The organism is Vibrio coralliirubri (genome assembly GCF_024347375.1).
Taxonomy (GTDB): Bacteria; Pseudomonadota; Gammaproteobacteria; order Enterobacterales; family Vibrionaceae; genus Vibrio; species Vibrio coralliirubri.
The window spans coordinates 92,840-108,461 of sequence record NZ_AP025470.1 but is presented as its reverse complement, the minus strand read 5'-3'; the positions used below and the strand labels follow the sequence as shown (position 1 = coordinate 108,461).

At 46.3% G+C, this 15,622-nt stretch carries 12 protein-coding genes and 1 pseudogene; 4 read left to right on the top strand and 9 right to left on the bottom strand.

Features of this window, described 5'->3' with window-relative positions:
- Nucleotides 1-17: 17 nt before the first annotated feature.
- The 6 genes and pseudogenes from arsJ to rhtB all read right to left on the bottom strand — a co-directional run bounded on the left by arsJ (nucleotide 18) and on the right by rhtB (nucleotide 5,462).
- Entirely contained in the window at nucleotides 18-1,238 is a 1,221-nt protein-coding gene (gene arsJ / locus OCV20_RS00480) for an organoarsenical effux MFS transporter ArsJ (protein ID WP_086775810.1), read from the bottom strand.
- 206 nt (nucleotides 1,239-1,444) lie between these two features.
- Nucleotides 1,445-1,936: a cyclin-dependent kinase inhibitor 3 family protein gene (locus OCV20_RS00475; protein WP_048615023.1), complete on the bottom strand. Its 492-nt coding sequence runs from the start codon at nucleotides 1,934-1,936 to the stop codon at nucleotides 1,445-1,447.
- A 41-nt stretch (nucleotides 1,937-1,977) separates the two neighbouring features.
- Complete coding sequence (locus OCV20_RS00470; protein WP_048613042.1) at nucleotides 1,978-2,979, bottom strand: ArsJ-associated glyceraldehyde-3-phosphate dehydrogenase; 1,002 nt, start codon at nucleotides 2,977-2,979, stop codon at nucleotides 1,978-1,980.
- 158 nt (nucleotides 2,980-3,137) lie between these two features.
- Nucleotides 3,138-3,479 carry a metalloregulator ArsR/SmtB family transcription factor gene (locus tag OCV20_RS00465; RefSeq protein ID WP_048610763.1) on the bottom strand — a complete coding sequence of 114 codons (342 nt, stop codon included), beginning with the start codon at nucleotides 3,477-3,479 and terminating at the stop codon, nucleotides 3,138-3,140.
- Between the two features lie 99 nt (nucleotides 3,480-3,578).
- Nucleotides 3,579-4,799: pseudogene (locus tag OCV20_RS00460) on the bottom strand (EAL and HDOD domain-containing protein).
- 45 nt (nucleotides 4,800-4,844) lie between these two features.
- On the bottom strand, nucleotides 4,845-5,462 hold the full coding sequence (gene rhtB, locus OCV20_RS00455) for a homoserine/homoserine lactone efflux protein (RefSeq protein ID WP_048610767.1): 618 nt from the start codon (nucleotides 5,460-5,462) through the stop codon (nucleotides 4,845-4,847).
- An 81-nt stretch (nucleotides 5,463-5,543) separates the two neighbouring features.
- Here rhtB and OCV20_RS00450 point away from each other — a divergent pair, with 81 nt between their 5' ends.
- Both OCV20_RS00450 and OCV20_RS00445 read left to right on the top strand, forming a co-directional pair.
- The gene (locus OCV20_RS00450) at nucleotides 5,544-6,524 is read left to right on the top strand and encodes an alpha/beta fold hydrolase (RefSeq protein ID WP_086775809.1); all 981 of its coding nucleotides are present in this window, start codon (nucleotides 5,544-5,546) and stop codon (nucleotides 6,522-6,524) included.
- A gap of 182 nt (nucleotides 6,525-6,706) precedes the next feature.
- Nucleotides 6,707-7,534, top strand: coding sequence for a Cof-type HAD-IIB family hydrolase (locus OCV20_RS00445; RefSeq protein WP_017061022.1), 828 nt, complete (start codon nucleotides 6,707-6,709; stop codon nucleotides 7,532-7,534).
- An 87-nt stretch (nucleotides 7,535-7,621) separates the two neighbouring features.
- On the opposite strand, the gene OCV20_RS00440 is transcribed toward OCV20_RS00445, so the two are convergent.
- Nucleotides 7,622-8,089: an EVE domain-containing protein gene (locus OCV20_RS00440; RefSeq protein WP_086775808.1), complete on the bottom strand. Its 468-nt coding sequence runs from the start codon at nucleotides 8,087-8,089 to the stop codon at nucleotides 7,622-7,624.
- A 39-nt stretch (nucleotides 8,090-8,128) separates the two neighbouring features.
- On the opposite strand from OCV20_RS00440, the gene OCV20_RS00435 reads away from it, so the two are divergent.
- Both OCV20_RS00435 and OCV20_RS00430 read left to right on the top strand, forming a co-directional pair.
- A complete protein-coding gene (locus OCV20_RS00435) occupies nucleotides 8,129-9,673 on the top strand; it encodes a COG3650 family protein (protein WP_086775807.1) in 1,545 nt (514 codons plus the stop codon).
- Between the two features lie 2 nt (nucleotides 9,674-9,675).
- Nucleotides 9,676-10,272 (top strand): tRNA-uridine aminocarboxypropyltransferase, encoded by a 597-nt coding sequence (locus tag OCV20_RS00430; RefSeq protein ID WP_086775806.1) that lies wholly within the window; start codon nucleotides 9,676-9,678, stop codon nucleotides 10,270-10,272.
- Between the two features lie 150 nt (nucleotides 10,273-10,422).
- Here OCV20_RS00430 and OCV20_RS00425 read toward each other — a convergent pair whose 3' ends face one another.
- Both OCV20_RS00425 and OCV20_RS00420 read right to left on the bottom strand, forming a co-directional pair.
- Nucleotides 10,423-12,903, bottom strand: a complete 2,481-nt coding sequence (locus tag OCV20_RS00425; RefSeq protein ID WP_086775805.1) for a bifunctional diguanylate cyclase/phosphodiesterase — start codon at nucleotides 12,901-12,903, stop codon at nucleotides 10,423-10,425.
- Nucleotides 12,904-13,095: 192 nt separating this feature from the next.
- The gene (locus tag OCV20_RS00420) at nucleotides 13,096-15,594 is read right to left on the bottom strand and encodes a bifunctional diguanylate cyclase/phosphodiesterase (RefSeq protein ID WP_086775804.1); all 2,499 of its coding nucleotides are present in this window, start codon (nucleotides 15,592-15,594) and stop codon (nucleotides 13,096-13,098) included.
- Nucleotides 15,595-15,622 lie beyond the last annotated feature (28 nt).

Below are 15,622 nucleotides of genomic sequence, written 5' to 3'. Positions count from 1 at the left end.
AATCATGCGGCTGAAGCTTATGCCGCTGAGATTTGCGGTACTTTAGGTAAACGCAGAGAGATCACCGTCGTTATCGCTAAGAATGCGAAGGAGACCCACAGACACGCAGACAAACCTGCCAATTGGAATACCAAGCCCGACAATATCGTGCCAATCAAACGGCCCATCGCGTTTGCCATGTAGTAGAAACCGACATCAAGAGAAACGCCATCGCCTTTCGCATAACTCACAATCAAATATGAGTGAAGTGATGAGTTCACCGCAAAGATGGCACCAAATACCATCAAACCACCCACGATAACGAGCTCTGGTTGCCAACCAATCTGTACCGCATAAGCGATAGCAGCGGTCACGATAGCCAGCGCACCCGCCCATAACAGCGCAGCATGCCCATCTGGCACCTTGCCTTGAGCTTTACTAGTAATCTTCGGCGCTATGCCCTGTACAAAGCCATAAGCGATAGTCCAAGCAGCTAAGAAGCCACCGACCCATGAGTGATCCCAACCAAACACACTGCCTAGGTAAATCGGCAAAGCAATCACAAACCACACATCACGAGCGCCAAACAGGAACATACGTGCTGCGGATAGGATGTTGATGGATTCAGACTTAGAGAAGATCTGTTTGAACTTAGGTTTAGTTTTCGCTTTACCCATGTCCGCTTCTAAGCTCAACACACTGCCAATGAAGACCAATGCCAACACGGCTGCCATCGCGAGCACGGCGTATTGGAAGCCAATCGTTGAAAGCAGCAAACCACCAATAAAGAAGCCAGCCCCTTTAAGCGCATTCTTAGATCCGGTCAGAATCGCAATCCACTTATAAAGTGCGCCCTGTTGTTCATCAGGAACCAAAGTCTTAATTGAACTCTTGGCACTCATCTTATTGAGGTCTTTAGCGATACCAGACAAGGCTTGCGCCGCCATGACCCAAGGAATGGTCAGCATTGCCGTTGGCACAGCGAGCATACCCAAGGCTACAACTTGCATGCCTAACCCGATGTTCATGGTCTTATTGAGGCCAAGACGCGCCCCTAACCAGCCACCGATTAGGTTAGTCACCACACCAAAGAATTCATAGAAAAGGAACAGTGAGGCGATTTCTAACGAACTGTAACCAAGGTCGTAAAAATACAGAACCACCAGCATGCGAAGTGCACCATCAGTAATGGTGAAGTTCCAGTAGTTAAAAGTCACCAACATGTATTGGCGAACACTCTTACTTAGATTTGAAAACATAACGCTATCTCTGCAATCTAAACAAAAAGAGCTTTTAGATCATAGGTGTCCAAAAGCTCTAATTCTTACTTTCCACTTAACTTATACTCAAAATAATTGGAGTTGCAGCTAGGCAACAAGCAAGTTCAGCCCTATGAGCATAGGTGTTCTATGTGATTAGGGTGAACTTGCGCAGTTAACAACGCTGCAGGTTCAAGTATGAAGAGCTACGCAGAAGCTACGCCGTTGATATACTCAACCTGAATAGGCTTAGTAAATGCGCCGGGACGCAGTGCCTGCACCTCTTGAACAACCTTGCTCAAATCCCAGCCTTTTTCTAACAGTAGGTGAGCCGCGAACAAACCAGTGCGACCAGAGCCACCCATGCAGTGCATCGCGACTTTGCCGCCGTTATCGACGATGTTATGTAGCTCAGGGCTAGCTGCTTGCCACTTCGCAGCAAAATCAGCACCCGGTGCACAGTCATCTTCAATTTCGATCTGGAACCATTGCATACCTAGCGCACGTGTTTTTTCGCCAAGTGCCGCCACGTCTTTGCTTGCAAGCTCATGGTCATCAAGTGCTGTCACGATAGCTTCAACGCCTTGCTCTTTTAGCTGAGCCAGTGATGCATCAAGCGTTGCTTCTTTTGTACCTGGGCATGGAGTAAGGATTAACGCACCTTGCTCTAAGTCTAGTTGCCATGTTGGATGTGTCATTGTGTAATCTCCAGATTCTACTATTTCTTAAGTACGCAGGCTTATGCTAAACCAACAGTGCGAACTAACTCAGCGGTACGTGTTGCGTAACCCATCTCGTTGTCGTACCAAGCGTAGATCTTAACCATGCGCTTACCGACCAACATCGTTGATAGTGCATCCACGATTGTTGAGCGTTGGTCGCCTTTGTAATCGATAGAAACCAGTGGACGCTCTTCAAAGCCAAGAATGCCTTTTAGTTCATTCTGAGACGCTTCTTTCAGCATCGCGTTAACTTCTTCTACCGTGGTGTCTTGCTTCACTTCGAAGATGATGTCTGTTAGAGAAGCGTTCGCTAGCGGTACACGAACTGCGTGGCCGTTGATGCGGTTTTCAAGCTCTGGGAAGATCTCAACAATCGCCTTAGCGCTACCCGTTGTTGTTGGGATAAGGCTCATGCCACATGCACGTGCACGGCGTAAGTCTTTATGGGGCGCATCAAGAATAGTTTGCGTGTTAGTTAGATCGTGAATAGTGGTAAACGCTGCGTTCTCGATACCAAGCTTCTCGTTGATCACCTTAACCACTGGCGCGATACAGTTGGTTGTACAAGACGCTGCCGTTACGATTTTGTGTACCGCAGGATCGAAGATATTGTCGTTCACACCTACAACGATGTTTGCAATGCCTTCTTCTTTCACTGGCGCAGATACCACAACGCGCTTCACGCCTTGCTCTAGGTATTTGTTTAGGAAAGAGGTCTTACGGTGTTTACCCGTTGCTTCAATCACCACATCACAACCAGACCAATCGATCGCATCAATGTCGCGCTCTTTTGTGGTTTTGATGCGTTGACCGTTGATGATCATCTCGTCGCCTTCAACAGCCACTTCGTGATTCCAACGACCTTGAACCGAATCGAACTCAAGAAGGTGAGCCAGTGTTGTTGTGTCGCCAGCAACATCGTTAATTTGAACAAACTCTAGCTCTTCCCAATCGAAAGCTGCGCGAAGTGCTAGACGGCCGATACGACCAAAACCATTGATACCTACTTTGACTGTCATTTTCTGTTCTCTCAGTTAATTGCCTTCATATTTGAAGCCGCAGCGTTGTTGACTACGTTCACTTACCCTAATCACATAGAGCCACTATGCTCATAGGGATAAGTTCACTTGTCGCCTAGCTGCAACTCCAACTATTTCGGCATTAAGTTTTAATGTATTTAAACGCAACATACTGGGCGTGAGTTCATCGACTCTAAGCGCTCAATATCTTGCTGGTATTCAGTTTTCAAACAGTTCGATGCGATAAGGTCATCAATTAACTTTAGCATCCAACCCGGTAAATCTTTTGACAGACGGTAAAAAACCCACTGCCCTTGGCGAACATCAGTCAAAATGCCGTTTGAACGCAACTGCGCAAGGTGGCGTGAAACCTTTGGCTGACTTTCTTGTAATGCCTGAGTCAACTCACCAACAGAAAGGCACTCTTGGCGCACAATCATCATTAAGCAACGCACTCGCGTTTCATCAGACAGTAATTTAAAAAATTGGTGAGGAAGCATAATTACATACTCATATATGGATATGCGTATATATTAGTTATAAAAAAACGCACGTCAAGGCGTGCGTTTAAATTGTCATAAAAGTTTAACGAAGAAATATCAGAGCTTGTTGGTCACGGTATGGCTCCAACGGCGCGCTTCAGTAAGCTCCGTTTTGACCTGATCCACGCTTAATCCTAAATCAGCGCAGTGCTCATCAATCTGTTACCAATCGGCATGCTCAAAGCTCTCTTCAAGTGCGAGCAAGGTACCATATGGCCCTTCTCTACGAAGCAGAGCCACCTTGATACTTTTACACAAAGGCAGTTGCTCTACTAAATTCTCTAATGATAGATCGAGCAATGCATCCAGCAACGAGAACAGACCAATCATAAAAGCTTGCTCAGTATGTCCTTCAAAGGCCTGATAACGAGACATACGCTGGCAAAACTGTGCACGCTGCAAAGACAAGCCATACAACTCTTTCGGTTTTTTATCCGAGACGTAAGACGCCACCGCCAGCGAGACGAACATTTTCAGTTTTTCTTGCCCTAGGTACACCAAGGCCTGACGGAATGAAGAGATGGTCACTTCTAGACGAGGCGACATGGTGTTCACAAAGCGCAGTAGCTTATAAGACAAGGCGACATCTTTCGCGACGATACTCTCGACACGCTGAAAGTCGACATCGGGCTTACACACTTCTTGGAACAGCTCCATGGCAATCACTTGCTCTGGGCTAATGTACTTAGTCTTAATGATTTCCGGCTTGCTAAAGAAATAGCCTTGGAAGAACTTAAAGCCCGCCTCTTTGGCTTGCTGGAATTCTTGTTCGGTTTCGACTCGTTCAGCAAGAAAGCTAAACTTTTTCCCTTGATGTGCTTTGACCAAATCACACGCCTCATCCAAGCCCATCTGCATGATATCGAGCTTAACAATATGCGTGTATTTGAGGAAACGTTCCCATTCTGGCGTCGAAGTAAAATCATCTAGGGCAATCATGTACCCCGCTTGATAAAGCTCTTTAACGGCTTCTAATAATTCGTCGGTCGGTTGACAGGTTTCAAGGATCTCAACCACCACCTTGTCTTTCGGCAAGCTCAAAGGCAACCGACGAATCAAGCTTTGGTACGGGAAGTTAATAAAGCAGCGTGAAGATGGGATTGACGGGTTGAGCCCAACCGACAAGAAATTCTCAACGATCAGACGATACGTTGCTCGATTAGACTCTATATGCGCTGGATAGGCATTCCTTTCTCCGTCACGAAACAGCAGCTCATAACCAAGCGTGTTCTTCTTACGGTTTAAGATAGGTTGTCGAGCAACGTAGGTAGCGGTCATTTCTTGATAACTCTAGTTGGTTTAACTATAACTCTATTGCTTTGATTAGGCTTTGGCGGCAGCCAGCAATGCGCCGCAGCCCATGAACATACCACCAAAGATTTTATTTATCTTACCCATTATTCGATCTGAACGAATAAAACGTCCCATTTGTGAAGCTAATGAGGTGTAGCCCAACATAACAACGCTATCAATGAATACCGTTGTAACACCTAGCACTAATAATTGCGGTGCTTGCGGCTGTGTTGGATCAATAAATTGAGGGAACAGAGCCACCAAAAACACGATAGATTTTGGGTTAGTAAGGTTAATCAGCACCGCATTTCTAAGCAGCTTGCCACTCGATAGCGTCGAGTTTTCTTGTGAAGCCACTAAGCTAGAGTTGTCACGCCACTTTTGAATACCCAACCAAAGAAGGTAAACCACGCCCACCCATTTGATGATGGTGAATGCCAACGCGGATTGAGCCACTAATGCACCAATGCCCGCGCCCACCAGCATGATATGGAATGCAAGACCGAGCTGTAAGCCCGCGATCGACGCAAGTGACTTCTTGGTGCCATAACTTAGCCCATTGCTGATTGAGTTAACGGTACCTGAGCCCGGAGCCAAACTAAACAATATCGCCGTAACGACATAAGCAAGCCAAACATGAGTATCCATTTGCATTTCCTTACTAGTTCTTTAATCTAACAACATTAGTAGCAATAAAGCTCTCACACGCATCAGTTCAGGTAATTTCCCATGGAAAACCACAGCGGCGCCCCGATTTCGTACACGCAAGAACCTCAATTCGAGCAAGCGATTAAACACCCGATCCCCACCCTTTGGCAACAACGAAAAGATGGGTATGTAACAACATCCGGTAAAAAGAAGCTGTACTGGTGTAGCCTGACTTCAGAGACTCATACCAAGGCGATTGTTATTTCAAATGGCCGCATTGAGTGCTGCCAAAAATACCAAGAACTTTTTTATGATTTCTATCAACAAGGCTATGACGTTTATTCATTTGACCACCAAGGTCAAGGCCAGTCTGAGCGTATGGTAACAGACTCTGACATTGGTCACATTCATGAGTTTGATGATTATGCATCTGACATGTCTGACGTCATTGCCAGTTTCGATCTCAGTAAGTATTCCAATCGCTACCTGCTCGCACACTCAATGGGCAGCACCATAGCCACCCGCTACCTACAAACTCATCCAGACCACCCATTTGATAAGGTGACTCTGTGCGCTCCGATGTTTGGTATCAATACCGAGTGGTACCTGAAACCTATCGCGATGATCGTTGGACAAGTGCTCACCGCTTTTTATGCCAAGCCGACTTACGCGCCGGGCCAGCAAGCATATTATTCGAAGCCTTTTGAAAACAACTTACTAAGCCACAGCAAGGTTCGTTATCAGTGGTTCCGTCGCTTATATGACGAGTCTCCATCTTTGCAGGTGGGTGGACCAAGCACGCGTTGGGTGTGGCAAGGGTTAATGGCCTCCAAGCAAGCGATTCAACAAACTCGTCAAATCAAGATCCCTCTGCTATTGATTCAAGCTGGGGACGAAAAGATTGTCAGTAACAGTGCTCAAGTAAAGTTCATCTCTAAGCTGAAGAAAACCAACTCTGATTGTCAGTTTAAGTTGGTTGAGGGTTCTAGACATGAGGTGTTGTTTGAGCAAGATGAATATCGCAATCAAGCACTGGATGCGATCAATCAGTTTTTCGCCTAAAGCTAATAGGCTAAGCAACCGACCAAGAAAATAAGCGCTAAAGAGGAAGAGAAGTAAGTGAGCTTTGCCCTCTTTTCTTGCATGAATTTGGCATACAATTTCTACCTAGAGATATTGTATTTAAAACGATTCTAGCGCTGGCTAGCGTCAATATTGGTTAAGCATTTTGCAATGAGGGTTAAATGAGTATTCCTGCACTAAAAGATTCCGTGAAAATTGTTGCTTCTGATTTAGATGGTACGCTTTTGGCTCCCAACCATCAGCTAAGCGACTTTACCAAGCTAACGCTTAAGAAATTACACGACCAAGGTTATACCTTCATCTTCGCAACGGGTCGTCACCACGTCGATGTAGCGGGTATTCGTCAGATCGCAGGCATTCCGGCGTACATGATCACTTCAAACGGTGCACGCGTGCATGACCAGAATGATCAACTGATGTATAGCCAGAACGTACCTCAGGAACTCGTTCAGCCGGTTATTGATATTGTGCGCCAAGATCCAAACCTCTTTATTCACATGTACCAGAATGAAGATTGGCTACTAGACCGTGAAGATGAAATGTTGGCTAAATTCCACAGCGAATCTGGCTTTAGCTACAAGCGCTTTGAAGCTGAAAACGCACCAAGCGAAGGCATCGCGAAAGTCTTCTTCACACATCCAGAACAAGACCACGAATATCTCGTCACGTTTGAACAAAAGCTAAGAGATGCTTTTGGCGACAAACTGAACATCGCCTTCTCTACACCTTGGTGTCTGGAAGTGATGGCCGCTGAAGTCTCTAAAGGCCACGCCCTAGACGCTGTTGCGAAATCACTGAACCTGACACTGGACAACTGTGTTGCGTTTGGTGATGGCATGAACGACGCTGAAATGCTGGCTATGGCAGGTAAAGGTCTAATCATGGGTACATCACATGAGAAAGTGATGAAAGCTCTGCCAGACAATGAAGTGATTGGCAGTAACGCAGACGATGCTGTTGCTCACTACCTAGAAAAGCACCTGCTCTAATCTCGCTCGTCGAACAGATCTGAATAAATAAAAAGGCAGCCAACTGGCTGCCTTTTTTGAACCTTACGTAAAAAGCTCTCTCTAACGCTATCGAGAACCTAGCACTTCTTTACTTAAGATTGCCTGCCACTCTTGTTCGGTAACCGGCATGATCGATAAGCGATTACCGCGTTTCACCAATGGCATTTCGGAGAGTTCAGGCATGGCTTTAAGCGTAGCCAAAGGAATCAAGCGCTCAGTCACTCGCACAAACTCGACATCCACCATAATCCAGCGCGGGTTATCGGGTGAAGACTTAGGATCGTAGTAATCACTCTCTGGGTCGAACTGAAAGTGGTCTGGGTAGGCTCCTCTGGTTACTTTAGCGATCCCCGCTACGCCAACTTTTTTGCATGATGAGTGGTATATCATCACCAAATCTCCAAGCTTGACGTCATCACGCATCATGTTTCGAGCCTGATAGTTGCGTACACCCTCCCAACAAGAGGTTTTTTGTACTCTCAGGGTCTGAATAGAGAAAGTGTCGGGTTCTGTTTTAAATAACCAATATGCCATAATAAATCCAATTAACGGTTGCTCCGAGGAAGATATAACATGAAGGTAATGAAAAACCCAGTGACATGGCTAGTCGCGTTCGCTCTACAAGGCTGTGTTACGGCACCTGATACGCCGCAACAACCGGAACTGCCCCCAGCAACCTTGGATGAGCCACTAAGCATTCAACCGCAAACCTTCATCATGCGTGGTCAGGTGGTGGTTGGTCACGAAAGTCGAACCTTCACGCCTTGCGGCAGCCAACAACAATACTGGTTAGACTTATCTCCAGAGTTAGCGCTAGAAGCACAAGGGCTCTCAACGAGACCTTACCAAGCTTTATATGGCGAGCTGATTGGTCACCTAACCGTGCCGAGCCAAACGGGGTATAATGCAGACTTCACAGCCCGTTTCGTGGTTGATCAAGTGAACATCCTAACCGCAGAGAACCCAGAGCGCTGCGACCAACCACTGCGTTCAACACGAGTATTTGGTAATGAACCCTTCTGGTCAGCAACCTTCGATAAAGACCAGCTCAAATACACTAAGATGGGCGAACAGCCACAGACCCTCGATATTGAATCAAGCCGCACCACATCGAGCAGCCGTGATTACCAATTAGAAGGTAAAGCAGCACAAGGCAAACTCAACCTTACGAAAGAGAGCTGCAGCGACGGCATGAGCGATTCTATCTATGGATGGCATGCCAAGCTTAACCTCAATGACAGTGACTATAATGGTTGTGCGACGGTCTCTAACCAAGATCCAACACTGGATTGGAGCGGACTCTACTTCGCTAGCTCAACGCAAAACTCAGGGTTCTCTATCAACCTTGAACTCAACAATGACCACAGTGCTATCACGACTTATTCATACAGCAATGGAGACCCTTCTATTGTTGAACAAGGCTTCTGGCAGCAACTGAACCAAAATCAGGTACAAGTGGTTATGACTCGCCACCAGCAACAGTATTTGATCTCCGAGCGCATCTTCACACTCGATAATGGCAAGCTAATCGCTGAAAAAGAGAAAGTGGGCAACGTGGTCTATCCGATTGCCAATGGCGGTCTGGTGCTATTCGAAGCTAAGAGTGCGCAAGCACAAGTAAACACCAAAGCTAACGTTGATCTAACCGCAAAGCAGGTCAACTCCAGTGATCAACTTGATCCAAAAGTCGACCAAGCGATCCGAGAATATTTTAAGATCAACAACAGCTCACCTGACGATACCAAGTACCGCTGGTTAACTTACGATCTCAACGGCGACGGTAAAGAAGAGCTGTTCGCCCAACTCGATTGGTGTGGTTCTGGTGGCTGTACACTGCTAATTTTCGAAAACCATCAAGATAACTGGCGCTTCAATAGCCGAGTGACACTGGTTAAGGGCGACATACGCTTAGGTAAATCGCAAAACCATGGCTGGCAGGATCTGATCTTCAACGTCAGTGGCGGCGGTGCAACACCGGCGAATCACACACTGTCATACTCTGGAGTCAGCTACCCGCTAAACCCAAGTGTCGCTCCAGTTGCAGATGATGCTGATATCAGCGACGTGGTTTTGTTTGCTGATGGTATCTCACCCGCACAAAGTGGAGTGAAGCTGTAAACATGAGTAACCAACAAGCTTGCCCTGGTTGTGGCTTTACTCACCAATGTATTTGTCACCTGATACCTAGTGTCGAAAGCCAAATCGATCTTGTACTGCTCACTCATGAGAATGAACTGTCGCGCGATACCAATACCGGAAAGCTGCTTCAGCAATCCCTTGAGCAGTGTCAGTCCATTGTATGGCAAAGGAAAACACCACCAGCGGAGCTCATCGCGCTACTTGAAGATGAAACACGACAACCGTTTCTGCTATTCCCAAGTGCTCAAAGTATCGAGTGCCAGCAAGCCGTGATGACCCAAGCCCAGAGTCGTAAGCCGCTATTCATCATCTTGGATGGCACATGGCAAGAAGCGAAGAAGATGCTTAACAAGAGCTCGTGGTTACAAGCCGTTCCGCAAGTTCACCTCGACATCACCAGCGAATCCTCTTACACCTTGCGCCGCAATCAAGACAGCGGCCACTTGTGTACTTGTGAAGTGGGTATTGAGCTACTCAAGTCTTTAGGTGAAAGCGAACCTGCCAAGCTCATTGATGACTACTACCAACAGTATCTAAAAGTTTTCCACGCCGACAAGTGTGGCCACGCCCTCAAATAGACCGACCAAACAGGCGCTCGCGAAGGCAATAAACACATTTCAGGACGGGACAAGTACTGAAAACAAAAAGGGTGAGCCATAAGCTCACCCTTTTTACATCGTACTTTCGTTATTGAACCAATCAGTGTTTCACGTGAAACGCTCGCTCCATCAAAACAAACGCTGAGGTTGGCCAAAGTAATACCCTTGCAAGTAATCGACCCCCATGTCTTCAGCAATACGACACACCTGTTCGTTATGAACGAACTCCGCCACCGTCTTAGCATTCAGAATCTGACATAAGCTCACTAACTGCTGAGCGATCTTGCGCTGCTTTTTATCTTTATCAATATTGCGAATCAAACTGCCATCAAGCTTGATCACCTGTGGTTCTAGCTTCAATATCTCATCAATGTTCGAATAGCCCGAACCAAAATCATCAACAATAATATTCACACCAAGATCGCGGAAGTGATTACACACCTCAATCAAGCGACCGTAATCCTGAATTTGTTCCGTTTCTAACACCTCTAAGCCAATACGCTGTGGGTGACTGATTTTCTTGATGGCTTGCTCAAGGTGAAGAATGGTTTTCTCATTGCTGAAATCTTGTGGCGCTAAATTAATTGAGAACGAATCGGTTCGCTGACTCATAAAATCGAAGGTGCGCGTTATCATCTGACGACTGAGGCGTGTATAGAGATGGGTTCCTTCAATGATTGGTAAGAACTTACCCGGTGCAATCAGCTGACCGTCCTCTTCAATTCGAACCAAACACTCGTAGCTCTCTACCTGATGACTGTGTGCTGAGACTATGGGCTGAGAACACGCCACAATATTCTGATTAAGCACCGCGCGACTCACGCACGACAGCCAACCAAGTTGCTCTTGACGATGTTTCTCCAATTGAATGAGTGCCTTGGCGCTCACTAGGTGTTTGTTCTGGCTGACTGCGCTGCGCCGCGCATCAATCGCCTTCAACAATAAGTCATCAATAGAGGTAGTCGGGAAATCTCGACGGCTGGCAATACCCGCACAGATAGACACCGACAAGTAATCAATATCGGGTAAACCGGTAGGCTCAAAATTCACATGCTCGGTTTGATCAGCAAATTCCGAGAATCGCTGGTGAATATGTTCTTGGTTCGCCCAACTATCAAACACCACCGCCCACTCACCAATACCGATACTGTAGAGCTGACAGCCCTCATCAAAGAACTGCCACAGCGCCTTTTGAAAGTACTCACTCAAGTCATGTAGAAGCTTGTCACCCACTCGATATCCATACTTCTCATTGATCTGACCAAAGGTCGTGACCTTCAAAGCTAACAAGTGGCTGTCACTGCTCATCTTTGATAGCTTCTCACGCAACACACTGCGATTGGGTAAGCCAGTACGGTGATCAATTCGGTAACTTGCCGTCAATGCGGTGGCTTGCTGCTGAATCTTACTCGCCATGCTGTTGTTCATGTCATCGACATCAAGCAGTGCATTTCGGATCAATGAAAACAGAGGGGATATGTTGGTCGCGGGTTGTGTCTCTAATGGCAATACCGCCTTACCCTCGCCTTCTCTAAGCGCAAGGTAAGTGAGGCTATGGTGCAAGATTCGCTGTTGGCTATTCTCTTGATAAAGTTCTCCCATGCAGTAAACGCCATAGCTGTCGGCCAATTTTTGGAAAACCTCAACCTCTTGGTTACCATCGATAAAGTCGATACGAGAGGTGCAGTTGTAAATGAAGAACTGTTCTGGTCTATGAGAAGCGATCTGTTGAACGCCCAGTCGTATTTGCTCTAGGGTTAATGATGGATGGTCATAACAAAACCGGACCTCATCGCCCACTTGGAACAGGCCGCTGAATTCTATCTCCCCACTTTCCGTTACCTTGAGCGGTAAGTGAATGTTTTGCTCTTTCGGGTCACCGACCATCAAGGGAAAGTTATGCAGTTGCTCAAAAGGTACTTCGAGGCCATCAGCGAGGTAACGATTATAGAGTTCACGAACAGGCATCCCATCCAACTCCAGCAACCGGTTCTCTTGAGCACCTGTCACCCGGAAAGTCCGACCAATCGGATTCCATTCAGTGTAATAACCCTTAGCGATGGAGAGCTCGCCACTGTGCAGCGCCAACATCACATAGGCATTTTCATAGCAAATGCCGTCTAACATCACCCAACGTCCATTATCTGTGATGGTCGATGCACCGCCACAGATAGGTAATGAATATCTCGACTGCTCAAACGCTGAAAATAGATCTCGGTTATTTATCTGCAAGCGGTCTGCGAAACAGATGATACTTTGAGTATTATCATTGCACTCAAGCTGTTGCCACATAGCGTGGCTATCGAGTAATGGTTGTTCGCTATATTCGACAACACCACAAGAGTAAGACGTCGCGTCAAAGCGGGTAACAATCAGATAAAGACCTTGGTGCAGGATGACACCTTGGCTGATGTAGTGGTTAGCACTGCAACCAATCAATTTGGCATTGGGAAAAGTCGATTGAATCACTTGGCAGGCAGCCAAAACAGAACCTTTCTCGAAAGACGAAAACACCTGAATCAGAAGGCTTTCATGTTGATGAAAATCTATCTTTTCCAATTCACGTTGGGTTTGCTCAATGTCTTGTATCAGGAGAGAAGTCGACTGCATATTCACATTAATCGTTACGTTAATGATTTGTTATTGTGCTTATTATAGATAAGGCTTGCACGGAATACTTACGATAGTGTTATGAATAATGTGACCTTAGTTAGACATCATTCATTCCGCCAAAAAGCAGTCATTAATGGCGGCGCAGTACTTTTATCGTCAGTAGTTACACAATGCTGGAAGCTTTAACAGCTAAAACAGTCGCTTAGGCTCACCAAAGTAGTAACCCTGCAGATAATCAACACCCATTTGCTCTGCTATCTCACAAACTTGTTGGTTATGGACAAATTCAGCGACCGTTTTGGCATTGAACACTTGGCACAAACGAACCAACTGAGAAGCGATGTTTCTTTGTTTTTGGTCTTTGTCGATATTACGAATCAAGCTACCGTCGAGCTTAATGATCTGCGGCTCTAGCTTAATGATTTCATCAATATTGGAATAACCAGAGCCAAAGTCATCAACAATAATTCTCGCTCCGAGTGCGCGAAAGTGATCACACACCTCAATCATGCGGCCATAATTTTTAATCTGTTCTGACTCGAGAACCTCTAAACCTAGTCGAGTGGGATCGTTCATGCCACTGATCGCAGCTTCAAGAACCTCAAGCGTCTTGTCGCTCAACAAATCTTGTGGGGATAGATTGATAGAAAACGAGCTCTGCTTATCCGCCATATAGCCAATAGTGCTCTTAATCATGTGTCGACTAAGGCGCGTATAAAGGTGGGTGTCAGCAATGATAGGTAAGAACTTTCCTGGTGGCACAATGGTACCGTCCGACTCCATGATTCTGACCAAACACTCTTGGCCAATCATTTCGTGCGTACCCGATTCCACAATCGGCTGTGAATAGGTGATGATGTTCTGATCTAAAATCGCACGGCTCACACAGCTCAACCAACCAAGTTGCTCTTTGCGGTCCTCTTCGCTCACCTGAATGTCTTTGGCATTGGTGATGTGGGTATTGTTACGTACTCCATAGCGTCGAGCTTCGATCGCTTTCAATAAGATCTCGTCACCGCTGTCGGTTAAGAAATCACAACGACTAGCAAAGCCGCCACACAGAGAAACTGACAGGTAATCAATATCAGCCAAACCATACGGCTCAAAATTTATGTGTTCGATGTCATCGGCGAACTCAACGAAACCTTCTTTTATTTTCGTACTACCAACACTGGCATTAAAAATAATCGCCCACTCTCCGACACCAATACTGAACAGCTCAACCTTCACGCGAGGCTCTTTCACGACACGAAGCTGCAATCGCTCGATAAAGTGATTAGACAGATCAAGCAGTAACTGATCACCCACCTGATAGCCGTATTTTTCATTAACTTGATGGAAATTCGTGAGCTTTAACGTGAGTAAGTGTTCACTAAACAGAATCGTATTGAGGCGTTCTTTCAATACGATACGGTTCGGCAAACCAGTACGCGAGTCAATGCGATAGCTTTCGGTTAAGCGACGCGCTTGTTGATGGAGTTTTTTCTCCATCTGAGTATTCATACTGTCGAGATCAGCGACTGCATTTCTGACAAGGTTAAGCAACGGCGACACGGTTGAGCCGCACTGAAAGTCTTCACAATGAAACTCTTTAATCTCGTCAGACTCACGCATAGCGATATAAGTCAGGCTGTGGTGCAGTATCTCTTGGCGGTCTTCATTACGGTATAGCTCCCCCATGCAGTAGGCACCACATGTATTCACTATCCCTTCAAACGGCTTGAGCTCAAGTTTGCTGTCGATAAATTCAAGTCGAGATACGCAGTTATAAATGATCACCGATTCAGGCTGATGCATGGCTAGCATCTCGGCCCCGTGGCGCACCTTTTCTGCAGTAAGAGATGGGTGGTTATAACAAAACTGCGCCTCTTCACCGACGTGCCAAGGGCTATCAAACTCGATACTGCCATCATCATTAATACGTAGCGGCGTCGAGATACCCTTCTTTCTGCCAAGTTCTCGATAAAGCGGAAAGCTCATCAGCTGGCTAAAAGGAAGGTCTTTGCCATCCGCAAGGTAATGTTTGAATACTTCGATAGCCGGCTTGTCGTTCAAAGCGTATAAGCGATTTCCAACGGCATGTGTGACTCGTAGCTTCATCCCAATCGGGTTCCACTCAGAGTACGCGTCCGACCAAACCTTCAATCTTGGGTTAGTCAGAGCCACCGCAACACAGGCGTGCTGGTAGGTCTGCTCGTTATACATAACCCAACGGCCAAATTCATTCTCATGGCACAGTCCACCAGCAATCGGCAAGGCGTAAGGCAAATTTTCAAAAGCGCTATAGATAGGATAATCACGCCCTTCAACTTGATCGCACAAACTGATGACCGTTTTGGTGTCTTCTGTAAGGCGCAGCTGAAAAGCTAAGTCTTGGCTGTCTTGATTTGGATTGCCGGAAAAAGGCTGGACCGCAGAGGTTAGATGGGTTTCGTTGAACTCACTGATGATGACTAAGGTGCATGCACTTTCAAGGCAATTATCACAGATAACATGACGAGCACTCTGGCCAATTAGCGTCGCATTATTTAAACGATTGAGGGCAACACACGCGATTTGACGAGCTAGATCTGAAGATTGAGCTGAGAAAATTTGAATAAGGTACTGTTTGCTGTCACACCATTCTCGCTGATCAAATTGAGCTCTAAATAACGCCTCAGTATTTGCGAGAAATGTAAATGTTTGCATGCCAACCCTTGTTCAAAATCGAGTGAAG

Excerpts from the sequence above, each read along its gene's own strand:
- rhtB (WP_048610767.1), bottom strand. The coding sequence starts at position 5,462 with ATGGATACTCATGTTTGGCTTGCTTATGTCGTTACGGCGATATTGTTT.
- OCV20_RS00475 (WP_048615023.1), bottom strand. The coding sequence starts at position 1,936 with ATGACACATCCAACATGGCAACTAGACTTAGAGCAAGGTGCGTTAATC.
- OCV20_RS00430 (WP_086775806.1), top strand. The coding sequence starts at position 9,676 with ATGAGTAACCAACAAGCTTGCCCTGGTTGTGGCTTTACTCACCAATGT.
- OCV20_RS00420 (WP_086775804.1), bottom strand. The coding sequence starts at position 15,594 with ATGCAAACATTTACATTTCTCGCAAATACTGAGGCGTTATTTAGAGCT.
- OCV20_RS00425 (WP_086775805.1), bottom strand. The coding sequence starts at position 12,903 with ATGCAGTCGACTTCTCTCCTGATACAAGACATTGAGCAAACCCAACGT.
- OCV20_RS00450 (WP_086775809.1), top strand. The coding sequence starts at position 5,544 with ATGGAAAACCACAGCGGCGCCCCGATTTCGTACACGCAAGAACCTCAA.
- OCV20_RS00440 (WP_086775808.1), bottom strand. The coding sequence starts at position 8,089 with ATGGCATATTGGTTATTTAAAACAGAACCCGACACTTTCTCTATTCAG.
- arsJ (WP_086775810.1), bottom strand. The coding sequence starts at position 1,238 with ATGTTTTCAAATCTAAGTAAGAGTGTTCGCCAATACATGTTGGTGACT.
- OCV20_RS00445 (WP_017061022.1), top strand. The coding sequence starts at position 6,707 with ATGAGTATTCCTGCACTAAAAGATTCCGTGAAAATTGTTGCTTCTGAT.
- OCV20_RS00465 (WP_048610763.1), bottom strand. The coding sequence starts at position 3,479 with ATGCTTCCTCACCAATTTTTTAAATTACTGTCTGATGAAACGCGAGTG.
- OCV20_RS00435 (WP_086775807.1), top strand. The coding sequence starts at position 8,129 with ATGAAGGTAATGAAAAACCCAGTGACATGGCTAGTCGCGTTCGCTCTA.
- OCV20_RS00470 (WP_048613042.1), bottom strand. The coding sequence starts at position 2,979 with ATGACAGTCAAAGTAGGTATCAATGGTTTTGGTCGTATCGGCCGTCTA.